The 16,158-nt window shown below is 41.9% G+C and carries 15 protein-coding genes and 1 riboswitch; of the genes, 6 read left to right on the top strand and 9 right to left on the bottom strand.

Going from position 1 to position 16,158, the window contains the following annotated elements; translation table 11 throughout:
* Positions 1-24: 24 nt before the first annotated feature.
* From psaB to NIES1031_RS08435, 3 genes are all read left to right on the top strand, one after another.
* Positions 25-2,238, top strand: a complete 2,214-nt coding sequence (gene psaB / locus NIES1031_RS08445; protein WP_073549007.1) for a photosystem I core protein PsaB — start codon at positions 25-27, stop codon at positions 2,236-2,238.
* 148 nt (positions 2,239-2,386) lie between these two features.
* On the top strand, positions 2,387-4,132 hold the full coding sequence (locus tag NIES1031_RS08440; RefSeq protein ID WP_073549006.1) for an ABC transporter ATP-binding protein: 1,746 nt from the start codon (positions 2,387-2,389) through the stop codon (positions 4,130-4,132).
* Between the two features lie 41 nt (positions 4,133-4,173).
* Positions 4,174-4,353: riboswitch (cobalamin riboswitch) on the top strand.
* Between the two features lie 97 nt (positions 4,354-4,450).
* A complete protein-coding gene (locus tag NIES1031_RS08435; protein WP_073549005.1) occupies positions 4,451-5,101 on the top strand; it encodes a HupE/UreJ family protein in 651 nt (216 codons plus the stop codon).
* A 127-nt stretch (positions 5,102-5,228) separates the two neighbouring features.
* Here the strand turns inward: NIES1031_RS08435 and NIES1031_RS24255 are convergent, their stop codons facing one another.
* From NIES1031_RS24255 to NIES1031_RS08395, 8 genes are all read right to left on the bottom strand, one after another.
* Complete coding sequence (locus tag NIES1031_RS24255) at positions 5,229-5,375, bottom strand: hypothetical protein (RefSeq protein ID WP_178378086.1); 147 nt, start codon at positions 5,373-5,375, stop codon at positions 5,229-5,231.
* 777 nt (positions 5,376-6,152) lie between these two features.
* Positions 6,153-6,302, bottom strand: coding sequence for a helix-turn-helix domain-containing protein (locus NIES1031_RS26340; RefSeq protein WP_178378085.1), 150 nt, complete (start codon positions 6,300-6,302; stop codon positions 6,153-6,155).
* A gap of 5 nt (positions 6,303-6,307) precedes the next feature.
* Positions 6,308-6,775, bottom strand: a complete 468-nt coding sequence (locus tag NIES1031_RS23230; protein ID WP_084544280.1) for a hypothetical protein — start codon at positions 6,773-6,775, stop codon at positions 6,308-6,310.
* 301 nt (positions 6,776-7,076) lie between these two features.
* Positions 7,077-7,343: an urease accessory protein UreH domain-containing protein gene (locus NIES1031_RS24815; RefSeq protein ID WP_218596708.1), complete on the bottom strand. Its 267-nt coding sequence runs from the start codon at positions 7,341-7,343 to the stop codon at positions 7,077-7,079.
* A 21-nt stretch (positions 7,344-7,364) separates the two neighbouring features.
* A complete protein-coding gene (locus tag NIES1031_RS08410; protein WP_073549001.1) occupies positions 7,365-7,853 on the bottom strand; it encodes a hypothetical protein in 489 nt (162 codons plus the stop codon).
* A 194-nt stretch (positions 7,854-8,047) separates the two neighbouring features.
* The gene (gene murD, locus NIES1031_RS08405; RefSeq protein WP_073549000.1) at positions 8,048-9,388 is read right to left on the bottom strand and encodes a UDP-N-acetylmuramoyl-L-alanine--D-glutamate ligase; all 1,341 of its coding nucleotides are present in this window, start codon (positions 9,386-9,388) and stop codon (positions 8,048-8,050) included.
* 36 nt (positions 9,389-9,424) lie between these two features.
* Complete coding sequence (locus NIES1031_RS08400) at positions 9,425-10,060, bottom strand: TenA family protein (RefSeq protein WP_073548999.1); 636 nt, start codon at positions 10,058-10,060, stop codon at positions 9,425-9,427.
* 127 nt (positions 10,061-10,187) lie between these two features.
* Complete coding sequence (locus NIES1031_RS08395; protein ID WP_073548998.1) at positions 10,188-11,150, bottom strand: integron integrase; 963 nt, start codon at positions 11,148-11,150, stop codon at positions 10,188-10,190.
* A gap of 345 nt (positions 11,151-11,495) precedes the next feature.
* Here NIES1031_RS08395 and NIES1031_RS08390 point away from each other — a divergent pair, with 345 nt between their 5' ends.
* Both NIES1031_RS08390 and NIES1031_RS08385 read left to right on the top strand, forming a co-directional pair.
* Positions 11,496-12,929, top strand: a complete 1,434-nt coding sequence (locus NIES1031_RS08390; protein WP_073548997.1) for a DNA modification methylase — start codon at positions 11,496-11,498, stop codon at positions 12,927-12,929.
* Between the two features lie 9 nt (positions 12,930-12,938).
* A complete protein-coding gene (locus NIES1031_RS08385; protein WP_073548996.1) occupies positions 12,939-13,907 on the top strand; it encodes a type II restriction endonuclease in 969 nt (322 codons plus the stop codon).
* Between the two features lie 106 nt (positions 13,908-14,013).
* Here the strand turns inward: NIES1031_RS08385 and NIES1031_RS08380 are convergent, their stop codons facing one another.
* Positions 14,014-14,775, bottom strand: a complete 762-nt coding sequence (locus NIES1031_RS08380) for a pentapeptide repeat-containing protein (protein ID WP_073548995.1) — start codon at positions 14,773-14,775, stop codon at positions 14,014-14,016.
* A 396-nt stretch (positions 14,776-15,171) separates the two neighbouring features.
* Here NIES1031_RS08380 and hemC point away from each other — a divergent pair, with 396 nt between their 5' ends.
* Positions 15,172-16,152 (top strand): hydroxymethylbilane synthase, encoded by a 981-nt coding sequence (gene hemC, locus NIES1031_RS08375; protein ID WP_073548994.1) that lies wholly within the window; start codon positions 15,172-15,174, stop codon positions 16,150-16,152.
* Positions 16,153-16,158: the final 6 nt, after the last annotated feature.

Below are 16,158 nucleotides of genomic sequence, written 5' to 3'. Positions count from 1 at the left end.
AAGGTCAGAGGATTCACTAAACCTATGGCAACAAAATTTCCAAAATTTAGCCAGGATCTCGCACAGGACCCGACAACACGTCGTCTGTGGTACGGGATTGCCACAGCCCACGATTTTGAAACCCACGACGGGATGACCGAAGAGAATCTGTATCAGAAACTCTTCGCAACTCACTTTGGTCACGTGGCGATCATTTTCTTGTGGACCTCCAGCCTCCTGTTCCACGTAGCCTGGCAAGGTAACTTTGAACAGTGGATTAAAGATCCACTCAATATTCGTCCGATTGCCCACGCAATTTGGGACCCTCATTTCGGTAAAGCCGCAGTCGATGCGTTTACGCAAGCCGGCGCAACATACCCTGTTAATATTGCTTACTCTGGTGTCTACCACTGGTGGTACACCATTGGGATGCGGACAAACAACGACTTATACAGCGGTGCAGTATTTCTATTAATACTTGCTGGTGTATTCTTGTTCGCTGGCTGGTTGCACCTGCAACCTAAGTTCCGTCCTAGCTTGTCTTGGTTCAAGAGCGCAGAACCACGCCTCAATCACCACTTGGCAGGTTTGTTTGGTGTTAGCTCACTTGCTTGGACGGGTCACTTGGTTCACGTCGCGATTCCTGAATCGCGCGGACAACACGTTGGTTGGGATAACTTCTTAACAACACTTCCTCATCCAGAGGGCTTAAGACCATTCTTTACAGGGAATTGGGGCGTTTACGCTGCTAACCCTGACACCGCAAATCATGTTTTCGGTACGTCACAAGGATCAGGAACTGCGATTCTTACCTTCTTAGGTGGCTTCCATCCGCAAACGCAGTCACTATGGCTGACGGATATGGCACATCACCACTTAGCGATCGCAGTGCTGTTCATCATCGCCGGTCATATGTACCGGACAAACTTTGGAATTGGTCACAGCATCAAAGAGATGCTCAATGCCAAGAATTTCTTTGGCACCAAAACTGAAGGTCAGTTCAACCTGCCACACCAAGGGTTGTACGACACAATTAACAACTCACTACACTTCCAGTTGTCCTTGGCACTTGCTGCACTGGGAACTATCACTTCCTTGGTAGCCCAGCATATGTATGCACTGCCTCCGTATGCATTCATGGGTCAAGATTTCACTACCCAAGCTGCGCTGTACACTCATCACCAATACATTGCTGTATTTCTGATGGTAGGTGCGTTTGCGCACGCAGGTATCTTCTGGGTACGTGACTATGATGCAGAACAAAACAAAGGCAACGTTCTTGACCGCGTACTACAGCACAAAGAAGCGATCATCTCGCACTTAAGCTGGGTATCACTATTCCTAGGTTTCCACACCTTGGGTTTGTACGTCCACAACGACGTAGTAGTTGCCTTCGGTACACCTGAGAAGCAAATTTTGATTGAGCCAGTATTTGCTCAATTCATTCAAGCTTCGCACGGTAAAGTACTGTACGGCTTGAACACCTTGCTATCTAACCCAGATAGCGTTGCTTCTACTGCTGGTGCTGCATGGTTACCAGGCTGGTTAGACGCAATTAATGACGGTACTAACTCGTTATTCTTGACAATTGGGCCTGGTGACTTCTTAGTTCACCATGCCTTTGCACTAGGCATTCACACCACAGTTCTCGTTCTGGTTAAAGGTGCTTTGGACGCTCGTGGTTCCAAGCTCATGCCAGACAAGAAAGACTTTGGTTATGCGTTTCCTTGTGATGGTCCAGGTCGTGGCGGTACTTGCGATATCTCAGCTTGGGATGCCTTCTACCTCGCTTTATTCTGGGCGTTAAACACAGTGGGATGGGTAACTTTCTACTGGCACTGGAAACATCTAGGTATTTGGCAAGGCAACGTCGCACAGTTTAATGAGTCTTCTACGTATCTCATGGGCTGGCTGCGAGATTATCTATGGTTGTACTCAGCACAGTTAATCAATGGGTACAACCCATATGGTATGAATAACTTGTCAGTCTGGGCTTGGATGTTCTTATTCGGACACCTTGTTTGGGCAACCGGCTTCATGTTCTTGATCTCTTGGAGAGGCTACTGGCAAGAGTTAATTGAAACTCTTGTTTGGGCACACGAACGGACTCCACTTGCAAGCTTGGTTCGTTGGAAAGACAAGCCAGTTGCTATGTCCATCGTTCAAGGTCGTTTAGTTGGTTTAGCACACTTCACCGTTGGCTATGTTCTGACGTACGCAGCGTTTGTGATTGCTTCAACGGCTGGTAAGTTTGGTTAACTAGCTGTTTAGAAGATTAATCTAATTCCCTCACAACCACTGTGGGGGATTTTTTTTGCTAAAGCAAGATTAAATACTCTGATCCCCGACCTCCAATCTCTTGTTTATGCTAGTTCTAGGATGAGAAAGTTATTTTTTATAGGCTTTAATGGCAAACTCTAGGCTCGCTAAACTTGGTACCTATCTGCGTCCTCACTGGCGAACGTGTACAGTAGGAATTTTGGCTTTATTAATCGTTAATGCGTTAGGAGTTTATATCCCTTTACTGATTCGTAACATTATTGACACGCTGCAAGTTACGTTTAGCTTTGGTCAAGTTATTCAGTATGTCGTACTCATTTTTGTGCTGAGTTCCGTCATGTGGGTCATCCGCATGATTTCGCGGGTAGCGCTATTTGGTGTAGGACGCCAAGTTGAGTTTGACCTCAAACAAAAAATTTTTGAACATTTATTAAGGCTTGAGCCATCCTATTTTGCTGCGAATACCGCAGGTGATTTAATTAACCGTGCAACGAGCGATGTCGATAATATCCGACGGTTATTAGGATTTGCCGTTTTGAGCATCGCGAATACGATATTTGCTTATGCCTTAACACTTCCCGTCATGCTGGCAATTAGCGTGCAACTCACGCTAGCCGCGATCGCCGTTTACCCAGTTATGATGTTTCTCGTGCAGCTATTTAGCGATCGCCTCCGTAAAGAACAGCAACAGGTGCAAGAAGAACTCTCAACTGTCAGTGAATTGATTCAAGAAGACATGAGTGGCATTGCCCTGATCAAAATTTACGCTCAGGAGCAAAACGAACGCCGTGCGTTTCGCCACAAAAATCAGCAGTTACTTGATGCGAATCTAAAGTTAGCAAAAACACGCAATACCTTGTTTCCGCTTGTCAGTGGACTTGCCTACGTCAGCTTACTCATCCTCTTGTGGCTAGGTTCGGGACAGCTGATAGCTGGTACTCTTTCTGTAGGTGATTTTATTGCTCTAATACTATACGTCGAGCGACTTGTTTTTCCAACTGCCCTATTGGGATTTACAATTACAGCTTATCAACGTGGCGAAGTCAGCATTGATCGCATTGAATCAATTTTAACTGTATCGCCAAAAATTCAAGACACAAATGAGTCGATCACGCTAGCGCAACATGTCCGAGGTGAACTAATCGCCAGGAACTTGAGTTTTACCTATCCTGGTTCGACAATACCAGCGTTAAAAGAAATTAGCTTTAAGATTACACCAGGAGAAACTGTAGCAGTTGTTGGTCCTATTGGTGCCGGAAAATCAACACTCGCAAATGCTATCCCACGCCTGCTTGATATTGAACCAGGAAAACTCTTTTTGGACGGTAATGATATCACTCAAATCAAACTACAAGATTTGCGTAGTGCGATCGCTTACGTTCCCCAAGATAGTTTTTTATTCAGCACCACAATCAAAAATAATATTCGCTACGGCGATCCTTTAAGCGAACAAACTGAAGTCGAATATAGTGCCAAACAAGCTCAAATTCACCCAGAAATTCTCAATTTTCCGCAACAATATAAAACCATAGTGGGCGAACGCGGTATTACACTTTCTGGCGGACAACGACAACGTACTGCTTTAGCAAGAGCTTTATTAGTCGATGCACCCGTATTAATTCTCGACGACGCTTTATCCAGCGTAGACAATCAAACTGCAACTAAAATTCTCAACAACCTTTCACGCGGAACACAACGAAAAACCGTTGTCTTCATCTCGCACCAAATGTCTGCCGCCGCAACTGCCGATCGTATTTTTGTGATGAATCAAGGTCAAATTGTACAAACAGGAACTCACGCTGAACTTTTGCAGCAGCCAGGACTATATCGTACATTGTGGAATCAGCATCAGATGAAAGAATTACTGCAATAAAACTTCTCGAAACTAAATCGGTTGTAACTGCTCTACAGTGATAAAATGATTTTCCCATCGGTTCGGTGAAAAACCAGAGGTAACGGCAAAAGTCCGGTGTAAATCCGGTGCTGTCCCGCAACTGTGAAAGAAGTTCTGAGTGAGTCAATCTAATTTCATAACTTGAGAGTTCAAAACTCAAAATCTAAAGTCAGAATACCCGCTGAAGAGATTCTACGCCAAGCGGCGATCGCCTATAAAGCAAAACATTGTGTTTTGAATCATTTTTGCATAAAGTAGCTAGGTATCAATCACCGATTTATCTGCGAGGTATAAAGTATGTCCAGTAAGCATTTTGCACCATTTTGGCGACTGAATCTTTTTGTTTTGAGTGCTAGTCTAGGATTTCTATTTTTGATCACAGCACAACCAGCTTTAGCACATCACGCCACAGGAGGAAAAACCCCAACAAATTTCTTTGAGGGATTTATCTCAGGGTTAGCGCATCCCGTGATTGGTTTGGATCATTTGGCGTTTGTTGTTGCCATTGGATTAATCGCCGCAGGTCAAGTAAACGGTACTATCATTCCAGCAGGATTTGTTTTAGCCGCACTTGTCGGAACTGGAATTCATTTACTCAACTTCGATTTACCAGCAGCAGAAATTGCGATCGCATTATCGGTAGTCATCCTTGGCGCAATGCTAGCGATTCCGCGAAAACCCAATTGGATTGTGTTACTCATTTTAGGTGCGATCGCTGGTTTATTTCATGGTTATGCTTACGGAGAAGCCATCATCGGTGCAGGAATGATGCCATTAGTTGCTTACTTACTTGGATTTAGCTTAATTCAGTATTGTGTAGCAATGTTAGCGCGTGCGATAGGTAATTTGATTATTCACAAAACACCAAATCGACAAATCATGCGACTTTGTGGTTTAGCAATTGGTGCAATTGGCATTGTTTTTATGACCAATTTATTATTTGGATAGTTATCAAAAGAGTCTATAGTTGTAGCGAGGTGTATTAAAACAATTTTTGCACCTCAGTTTTATCAAGCAATTTTAGTGTCTTTTATCCTTTCCTTGAGAGAATCAAGAAACGAATTTCGAGAAGCATTTATGCAGCTATTTTTGACTTTTTGAGATGAATAAAATTTTTCATTCTGATCAGCAAAGCACGAGGATGTCGAGCAATTGGTTGTGCAAATTGTTCCAGCATTTCATGAATATTATCAACTTTGGTGTCAACCAGTCCAACATTCATTGCTTGAGTGGTAGAAAGATAATTACCAGTAAGTAAAAAGTAATTTGCAACATTTAAATTACCTTCCCGCCACTGCGACAACTTCCATCCACAAAAGCAATTGTACGAATTGGGCACTCAATGAGATGTCTATAAATATCTACCACCTGATCATAGATATATGTTTCTCCTTTTTTCAATTTGCTACGAGCATTGTCTCCCAACATTTCTTTCTATGAAAATCCATCTGAAAAATAACCTGGGGTGGTGCTATTAGAAATCATACATCGAACACTTTTGATAGTCAGTACTTTATCAAGTGCTTCTTTTAAGAATTGAGTATTTTCTAAGCTGAAAGCATTACGTTTGTTAAAATCGAAATTAATGCACGCTATGCGACCTAAATAAAATTCTTTTATGTCAACAATGGTACTATTTTTCATTCAATTACCTCAACCAAGTTTTTGATAAGTCAAAAATCTGCGCGGTAGTTTATATACGGGTTATTTTAGAGAAAATTGATTAGTGCTGTCTTGTCAATTCTTGCTAAAAAATAGTGAAATCTTGCGAAAGTGGAAACTTGTTACTAATTTAGAATTGAATTTTGCTACTATAAAATGTATGTTAGTAATTCACATCATCAAAAATAAACGGAATTATTGATTATACATCTGATGCTATTTGATCACCGATAGCGTAACAATCTCAAATGCAAGTAATTTAACTTCTAGCTTTTTGATAGGTTTTAGGCGTCAATCCTGTATATTAGTGGAAGACTTTAGTAAATTGGCTTTGATTTTAAAAACCTACCTGCTGAGAAATGTCAGCAATGGCTATTTGCTTACTTAACAATAACTTTGCTTCTGCAATCCTGCGTTGATTGACATATTGATGAGTTGTTAATTCAGTTGATTGCTTAAATAACCTAGCAAAGTGATAAAGACTCATTTGTGCTACTGAAGCGATCGCCTTAAGTGATAAATCCTCAGCAAGATTATCATTAATATAATATACTCAACTACTTGCTGTAGTTGTTTTCTAGAAAAACGATTATTATATTCTAAATCTAGCTTCCGAACCGAGTAACGCCTCAGCAAAGTAATTGCAAGATTAGTTTTGAGAGAATCGCTATAAAGATGACTGCATACTCCCTTCGATGCGATTTCTGACTTTAACAACAGTCCAATTTGATAAATTAGAGGATCGGCAGTTGGGAAGTGTGGCTTAATCTCAATAGAATCGGGAGAGATAGATTCATAAGCAATCCTAGCTACAAAATTTGGCTCTAAAAAAAGTAAAGTGAACTCTGTTTCTTTAGCACAAATCGCTTGACATTGCACATTTGCTGGTAAAATTTCAATATCTCCAATGGTATACTGTGCTTTCTTCCTTTGCTTATCAAACAGCCGTTCTGATTGCATGACTTGCTGATTGTGATGTACAACAACTACGTGATGAAGTCCACAAATTTTGGGTGTTTCTCCTGGAGGTTGTTGGTGATGTTGCACATAAATTTCTTCCCAACCCAACTGGTAACTAGAAAGCAAAGGCTTGTTAGGTAGGATTTGTGAAATTTAAGATTTAATATATCTGACATTTGAAACATTGCCGCACTTAAGCGATTGTGCAAATTTCCTTGAATCAAAGGATGCAGAAACGGTAGACGCGGCAAAAATTGAGGTTTAACTTGAACAATACCAAACCAAATCAGCATCAACCAGGTCAAAATTGCAATTCCCTGGCATAACCAACTACCATCCCCACCATTTGTCCGCCAGCAATTAAGACAGAACCTAAAGCCCCAATTTCGGCACCTACTAAGGTGTAGCTTAGCAATCTACCCAAATTGAGTAAAAGATGGAAGGTAAACTGTTGCTGCCAAAGGGGAGAAGTTTGCTGCTGCGTCAATGATAATGAAAACGCTGTCGTCAAGGGAACACACATTCCCACACAGTGTCCAAAACTCCCTAGAAAACCTATGGTTATCATTAACAATAGGTCAACCATTAATCATTTTTGTGATTGAGTCACTCCAGGAACATTAACAACTTCAGTATCAAAAATTCGCTTGCCGTTATGAGCTAGAGCCATATGATTATTAGCATTTAAACTTACTGTAATCTCGTTTCTTCCTGGTTGTAAGTTTTCTAAATAGTACCAAGAGCCGTACAAGCGTGTAAGCTTTTTGTTATTAATATAAATGTGACCGTGACCTTCTCCAGGAGTTGCATCTGTGTTAACTCTTTCTGGCGCAAATTGAAAATTAGTCACTTTAACTTCTAGGTTATAGCCCTTCATTGCATCTTTGTGTACAACCAAGTCAACTGTTGGTACAGCTTGACCTGACGGAATTTCCATGATTTTATCGTGGTTATCCGCATGATTATGGCTGCTAGGGCTATGAGATATAAGACTTTGATATTCTTTATTTTCTACCCTATTATTAATACTGGCAAAACTAAATAAAGCAGCTAATGTAATTATAAATTTGGAGACCATTGTTGAAAATAAAACTTAAATATTTATTCATTAATAAGAGTTATAAGTTAATACCAAATATTTATTTTTTCCAATAATTTCAATCAATTAACCTAGACAGAAATTAATGCGTACTCACAAAAATTTGATATTAATTTAATATTTACAACGATTTATCAACTTTGTCAAAAGACAAGCTGTCATACTTGATGGCATTACAATAAAGCAAGGCAAAGTTCGCGAAAGAGATCGCCTCTTTGTTCAAAATTTTGAAATTGGTCAAAACTGGCACATGCAGGCGACAATAACACGACACGCGCATTCATTTGTGGGGCTAATTCAGCAGCTCTTGAAACAGCCTTTTCCATTGTTTCAACAATTTCGTAGTTAGAGTATCCCACCTCTTTCAATCGCTGCACGAAACGAGGTACAGCATTGCCAATGAGTAAAACAACCGCAGCTTTTTCTTGAATTGTTTGCAGCCAACTTGTATCATCACCAGCTTTCGCTTCACCCCCAGCAATCAAAATCACAGGACTAGCTACCGCCGATAAACCAACTTGCGCCGCGTCATAATTTGTTGCTTTACTGTCATTAATAAAATCAACTCCGGCAATTGTGCAAATGTGTTCCAAACGATGCGGAACACCAGGAAAATTAGCAACAGCATGCGTAATCGCTTCTTTATCAATTCCTGCTAACCGCGCCGCTGCTACCGCCATTAAGAGGTTTTGGTGATTGTGTTCTCCCACCATGCGTAACGCCGAAACTGGCACAATGCGATCGCCTTGAAATACAACCCAACCATCTTCTATATAGGTTCCTGGGGTATTTCCAATTAAATGCGCTTTTCCCTTAACACTTGTCCAATATGCATCTTGCCAATCTGCACCAACTTCCCTCAAATAAGCATCATCACCATTGAATACTTGCAACGCACTTTGACGCAAAAGACGAGCTTTAATGTTGTAATAATTCTCTAAAGTGTAATGACGACTGAGGTGATCGGGTGTAAACGTTGTCCAAACACCAATGCGAGGCGCGATTGAAGACGAAGACTCAATTTGATAGCTACTAATTTCTGCAATTACCCAATCTAAGGGTTTAGCTGATTCTAAAGCTAATTCGCACGCTGCATAACCGATATTGCCACACGCGGGAGCGCTCCAGCCTGCGGTTTGAAAGATAGCTGCAATTAATGCCGTCGTCGTTGTTTTGCCATTGGTTCCTGTAATTGCTACCCAAGGATGCGATCGCAAATTACGCCAAGCCAATTCCATTTCACCAATTGTTTCAATACCACGCTCGCGTGCGGCAATTAATGCTGGAATATCCCAAGGAACCCCAGGACTGACAATCACAAGTTCAGTCGATTCATCAGCATCAGGGTGCCAAGAATAACCGATTTTAACCGTAATTCCTTCACTTTCGAGCTTTTGGTCAAAAGTAGTAGCAAAGTTGCGATCGCTCAATGTTACATCCCAACCTTGCCGTTTTAACAATCGTGCAGCGGCAACACCGGATTTTCCTAATCCGATCACATGAGCATTCGGCATAAATGAAATGACAATTGTAACTTGAGCAACCCTATCTTACAGTTTCTCTGACGCTGAATTTTCCCATGCAGCCTGAAAAAAATCGCGTTCGCACAACATTGCGTAACGGTAAGTCGAATGTGCTAAAGGTGTATCACTGGTATAGCGATCGCATAAACTTTCTAATTGCACCGCTAGTTGCTCAAACTCAGAACCGCTATAAGTCCGAATCCATTCACTATAAGCATGTTCACCGATACCATTTTGCGCTAGCTGCTGACCTAAAAAACCGTACAAACGCATACAAGGCAACATCGCTACTGCAATCAACCCGACATCGCTACCCCAAGCCGTTGCCAATAAAAAATCTGTATAACGCCGCGTAGCAGGCTGAGGTTTCACACCGCGCAAGTCAACATCCCAAGCCGCTGCATAACTTGCGTGCAACCGCAGTTCTTCTAATACGCCATTCGCCAAATTATGAAACACACCAAATCCTTCCCAATCGGGTGCTTTCGCTGCTGCAATACTATAAGCACGGGCAAAAGCTTCTAAGAAAAAAGCATCTTGTCCGAGATAAAACGCAAACTTATGTCGCGCCAGCGTACCGTTACCGATACCTTGCACAAACGGATGTTTCAAACAAGCTTGAGCTAAATCTTGGTTTGCTTGCCACAATTGAGCCGATACCATAAAAAATATGCAGTGATAAATTATTGAGTAAGTATCTACAAATAAAAGCTTATGTCGATCAGCATTGTAAGTGAATTGCCTCAAGATCAGATTATGCTTGCGATCATGATTTCGACATAATTTATCGCTATAAATCAAGTGGACTTCGCACACTCTTTCCACCACGATTGAGAACGTGAGTGTAAATCATTGTTGTCTTAACGTCCTTATGCCCAAGCAGTTCTTGAATCGTGCGGATGTCATACCCGCTCTCTAACAAATGAGTGGCAAAGCTATGACGGAAGGTGTGACAGCCAATCCGCTTAGTGAGCTTTACAGCCCTTGCAGCTTGTTTAACCGCCTTTTGTACTCCACTTTCATGTAAGTGATGTCGGCACACTAACCCACTGCGTGGATCTTTGGTCATTGAACTGGATGGAAATACGTACTGCCAGATCCATTCTCGGTTGGCATTTGGATATTTACGCTCAAGTGCAAAGGGCAGATTCACGGTCCCAAACCCTCGACTCAAGTCTCGTTGGTGCTGTCGTTGAACACCCACTAGATGATCTCGCAATTCTGCTGCGACACTCGATGGCAGCATTGTCACGCGGCTTTTGCTACCTTTACCATCTCTGACCACGATTTGCTGTTGGGCAAAGTCAACATCCTTCACTCGCAAGCGCAACCCTTCGATTAAACGAAGACCACTTCCGTAGAGTAGCTTCACAACCAGTTGATAAATACCGTCACACTGCTGAATCACGGCGATCGCCTCCTGTTTGGTCAACACGGTAGGCACGTACTGAGGTCGTTTCGCTCGAACGGCATCAATGCCCGACATTTCCAGCTTGAGCACTTCGCGATAGAGAAACAGCAGCGCACTAAGCGCTTGATTTTGAGTCGAAGCGGAAACCTGCCCCTCGACAGCTAAATAGGTGAGGAATGCTTCAATTTCAGCTTTGCCCATCTCTTTTGGATGGCGCTTATTGTGAAACAGGATGTAGCGGCGAATCCACTGCACGTATGTTTCTTCAGTACGGTAGGCGTAGTGCTTGAGACGAATCGCATCCCGTACCTGATCCAGCAATTTTTTAGGAGGTGGCTGCATAGAAATAAGTAAGTGTATTGTGTATTTAATAGTACACTTACTTATCTCCGTAAGGGATCTGAAAATATGCGGAAAGATTCTTGCTATTCATCCTAAACGGCTTAATATAAGGGAAATATCGGCATAAGTACTAAATTGGGGGTATATACCGAATCATTCTGTCTATCCACCCAGTATGGGATCTTAGGTAGAAAAATTCCGTCTATTAATAGTTAGGTGGCTTTCACATATCTGTTAGATCTGTTAGAGCAATCTTGAGAGGTCATTCGATGTAACCTTGATTCGGCAGACTCCTAGAAGCACTGGTATAATGAGCAGATCTGTGTTTCATGGGGACTAATACTTGTGGTAAGTCTGTCAAGCATCTCCGATATTGCTCCTGAAGTGCAAAATATTGCTCTTAGGGAAATTGACAACCTTGACCAGCAATTGCAGCACCATTTCCAATCTAAGTTTTTAGTTCAGCCTGCACTTACTAGGCTTTTAGTAAGTTTTCAAGCTAACAAAACAAGACCTATATATCGATGGTACAAGTACAAAGAAGCCTTCTCCGCTTCTCTTGTTGAGTTTTTATTTCAAAGATACGGGTTTAATCAGGGCAAGATTCTAGATCCCTTCGCAGGTAGCGGAACGGCTTTGTTTGCCGCTAGTGATTTGGGACTTAATGCTGATGGCATTGAATTGTTACCAATTGGTCAACAAATTATTGAGACGAAGAAAGCCCTTGATACAGGATTTACATTCGATGATCTTGTACGTCTTAAAACTTGGTTGAGTTCGCAAATATGGAAACAGGCTGATAAAGAGTTCTGTTTACCAGAATTTAGGATTACAAAAGGAGCTTATTCTACAGAAAATAAAAGAGCAATTGAGCAGTACCTCGGAGCTTGTTATCAGGAGAGCGAAAGAGTTCGAGAGGTTTTGCTCTTTGCTCTACTATGTGTTTTAGAGTCTATAAGCTACACTCGCAAAGATGGACAATATCTTCGTTGGGATTATCGCTCCGGTCGTGGACAGGGGAAAAAGCCTTTCAATAAAGGTGAAATCCTAAATTTTGATTATGCTATTACCAATAAAATCCAAGAAATTATTGATGATCTGGAACCCCCTACACATCAGGTAGAACTTTTTTCAGTTAGGAGACCACAAGGTGAAATCAAACTTCTTAAAGGATCTTGCCTAAAATTGCTGCCGACTTTACCTGATGCAATTTATGACGCTGTTATCACGTCTCCACCCTATTGCAATCGATATGACTACACTCGTACTTATGCCTTAGAGCTTGCATTGTTAGATGTTTCTGAAAAGGGACTAATCAATCTCCGACAGGAGATGTTAAGTTGCACAGTTGAAAATCGCTTGAAAGATCTATTGGCTATCAATCCAAATTGGAACCTGGCTATAGAGACTGCGAATTCACAACCTTTATTGCAAGCCATCCTAAAATATTTAGATAATCAGAAACTCCAGGGTGTATTAAATAATAACGGAATACCCAGGATGGTGAGAGGTTACTTTTATGAAATGGCTTGTGTCATACAAGAATGTTTTCGCGTACTCAAACCTGGGGCACTGTTATTTATGGTCAATGACAATGTGCGTTACTCCGGCGTAAGTATTTCAGTGGATATGATCCTCTCTGACTTTGCAGAGAAACTAGGTTTTATCGTTGAAAATATTCTCGTTTTGCCTGGTGATAAGGGTAACAGTAGTCAGCAAATGGGAAATCATGGGCGTGATCCCTTGAGAAAATGTGTTTATGTATGGAGAAAACAGTAACCTGATCCTATGACTGCTTATCTTAACCATCTTCAGTCTAGTGATGATCTTGTAACAACCTATGAAGCGACTCGTGCGGGCTTTGTGGCACTTGCACTTGAGAAGAATCGACGGGCTACCCCTTATGTTGCAGAGGCAAGGGCACTTCAAGCAGCAGCAAATCAAGTTAGAAATCCTGCTGATTTGCTAAACGTTCAGGGTATCGAGATGGGACTGTTGACTGCGGCAGGATTATCGGACAAATCTCTTGCTCATTTGACCGCAGAGGATAAAATTGATGCGATTAACGGTCTAATTAAGAACTTTCTTGAACCAGCAGGTGCAAATTTTGTAGAGGAATTAGTCTTTAGATTTCTATTGACTCGTGGCGATACGCTCGGTGGTTCAATGCGTAATATCGGTGGAGCGCTCGCCCAAAGGAAACTGACTCGTGCTATTCTTTCAACCCTGACCATTGCAGGTCAAAGTTACCATTGGCAGCATTCAAAGACAAAAAAGTGGATAGCGATGACAAATGACGATGCAGAAATTGAGTTATCTTTACGCGGACTCAGTTGGGAGAGTGATCTTGGTAGGCGTACACTTATCTATAACCTAAATATTCCGTTGGTTAAAAGTAATGTAGATCTCTGTTTGTTCAATCTTGCGCCAGAAGCACTGCCCGCGAATAAATCCAGCAAGATAGAACCTGTTGAAGTTGAGCCTTACACAATTGCCTTGGGAGAGTTGAAGGGCGGAATTGATCCAGCCGGTGCTGACGAGCATTGGAAAACGGCACAAGCGGCGCTGAATCGTATACGACAAGCCTTTGCAGATGCTGGTCATTCACCACTTACCTTTTTTGTAGGGGCAGCGATCGAGAGAAGGATGGCTGGCGAAATTTGGGAGCAACTACAAAGTGGGATGCTCAGTAATGCTGCAAACCTAAATGAGGAGGACCAAGTTGCATCTATTTCTCGTTGGCTGTGCAGTTTGTAGAAGCAACAGCCACCTAACAATGCGTTGGTGCGGACGGAACAGAGGTTGTCGGTGAGAGTTTAAGGTTATCTGCCGCCGCACAACTTCACCGTTACCCAACAAACATTCAAAATAAAAATCTTAATAAAACTGAACCTACTGCACCTAGAAAGTTCATAAAATTTGGTTTACTTTTTGGTACAGATTCACTCGGAGGATTTTCTAGTTCTGCAATAAAAACTTGCGTGGTTTGTAACCCATCGTTATTAGCTTGCGCTGAAAAAAGTTTTTCGGCTTGTTTAGCATCTTGCAGCGCACCAAGGCGATCAAAAAGTTGGTAGCGTGCCACACCCCTTGCCAGATACGCCGCAGCATAATCAGGTTTAATACTCAATGCTTGATTGAAATAGGCGATCGCACCTTGTGGATCTCCTTTTTTACCTTGCACGACACCCCAACCATAAAAATCTTCCGCATTTCCTATTTGCGGTGGTATACCTACTGCACCCTGTAAATTTGCCCCAGCTAACTGCGCACCAGTTAAATTGGCGTTTGCTAAAAAAGTATCTCGCAAGTCAGCCGCACTTAAATCCGAACCACTCAAGATAGCGCCACTTAAGTTTGCCCCAAATAAACTTGTACCAACAAGATTTGCACCAACAAGGTTAGCACCGCTAAGATTGGCACGACTGAGATTGGCGCCACTTAAATTTGCACCACTCAAATTTGCACCTGATAGATTAGCCAAAACTAACCCAGCACCACTCAAGTCGCAGTTTTGACACTCTTTTGTCGCTAGAAGTTGTTGGATCTTTTCGGTATTAGCCGATGCAGAAGGTACGACAGAAACTACCAGTAGTGTAGTAGTAATAGCTATAGAGGCTTTCATTAAGATTCTAATGGCAAAGAATTACTAGAGTGCAGCTAAAGATTGATTAAACAAGCAACAACAGTAGAATGTTTTTCTAAGCTTAATGTATCAGCTACAAAATTTGGATAAAAACCGTACAAACGCGGAGACAAAGACAGTAAATCAGTAGCAATACCTTAGCGGTTATACTTATATAAATCAATGTTTATTAAGTAACGACTCAATAAACACAGTCTACCTGTTTAGTCTAGTTGAGCAAAAGTGCAGCACTAAATCAGAAATCATTACGAATTACGAATTAATATTGCTTTTCTTAGTCAAGCACTAAGGTAGTCTAGATCAAGTGATTTAATTTGTGCTGCTACAATGCAATCCGCTGTTAGACATTTAAATTTTGAATTTTGAATTGCTTATATGTCCCCCAACGCTTCTCCTACTGTTTCCAGTTCTACTCGCACAATCCGCATTGGTTCGCGTAAAAGTCAACTTGCGCTAGTACAGACTTATTGGGTGCAAGAACAACTACAAAAAGCATTTCCCGATCGCACCTTTGAAGTTCACACGATGTCTACGCAAGGCGACAAAATTTTGGATGTCGCCCTCGCTAAGATTGGCGATAAAGGGCTATTTACTAAAGAACTTGAAGTCGGAATGCAAAGCCATGAAATTGATTTTGCGGTGCATTCGCTCAAAGATTTGCCGACAAACTTGCCTGAAGGTTTAATGCTAGGAGTTGTCACTGAACGCGAAGATCCTGCTGATGCATTAGTTGTACACGAAAAGCACAAAGATAAACAAATCGATACTTTACCTGAAGGTGCAGTCATCGGAACTTCTTCTTTACGACGTTTAGCACAGCTACGCCATCACTTTCCGCATCTGACTTTTAAAGATATCCGAGGCAATTTAAATACTCGATTAGCAAAACTTGATGCAGGCGAATACGATGCAATTATTTTAGCCGTAGCAGGGTTAAGACGCTTAGGAATGGGCGATCGCATTCACCAGGTTTTACCCGCAGAAGTTTCGTTACACGCCGTTGGGCAAGGTGCGCTAGGCATTGAATGCCGTACTGATGATACCGAAGTGCTGTCATTAATTCAGGCAATTGAACACGTACCCACACGCGATCGCACATTAGCTGAACGAGCCTTTTTACGCTCTCTCGAAGGCGGTTGTCAAGTTCCTATCGGTGTCAACACTCAACTCGACGGCGATACTTTAACACTAACAGGTATAGTTGCGAGTGTAGACGGCACAAAGTTCGTCAAAGACACCGTAATAGGTAGCGTTAGCACCGCCGAAAAACTGGGAACTGAACTTGCCCAACGCCTTCGTCAACAAGGTGCGCAAGAGATTTTAGAAGAGATCTTTCAAGCGGTACAACGCGGATGAAACTAG

The sequence above is a fragment of the Chroogloeocystis siderophila 5.2 s.c.1 genome, from assembly GCF_001904655.1.
In the GTDB taxonomy this organism is placed as follows: Bacteria; Cyanobacteriota; Cyanobacteriia; order Cyanobacteriales; family Chroococcidiopsidaceae; genus Chroogloeocystis; species Chroogloeocystis siderophila.
This window is presented reverse-complemented; position numbering and strand designations above follow the sequence as displayed.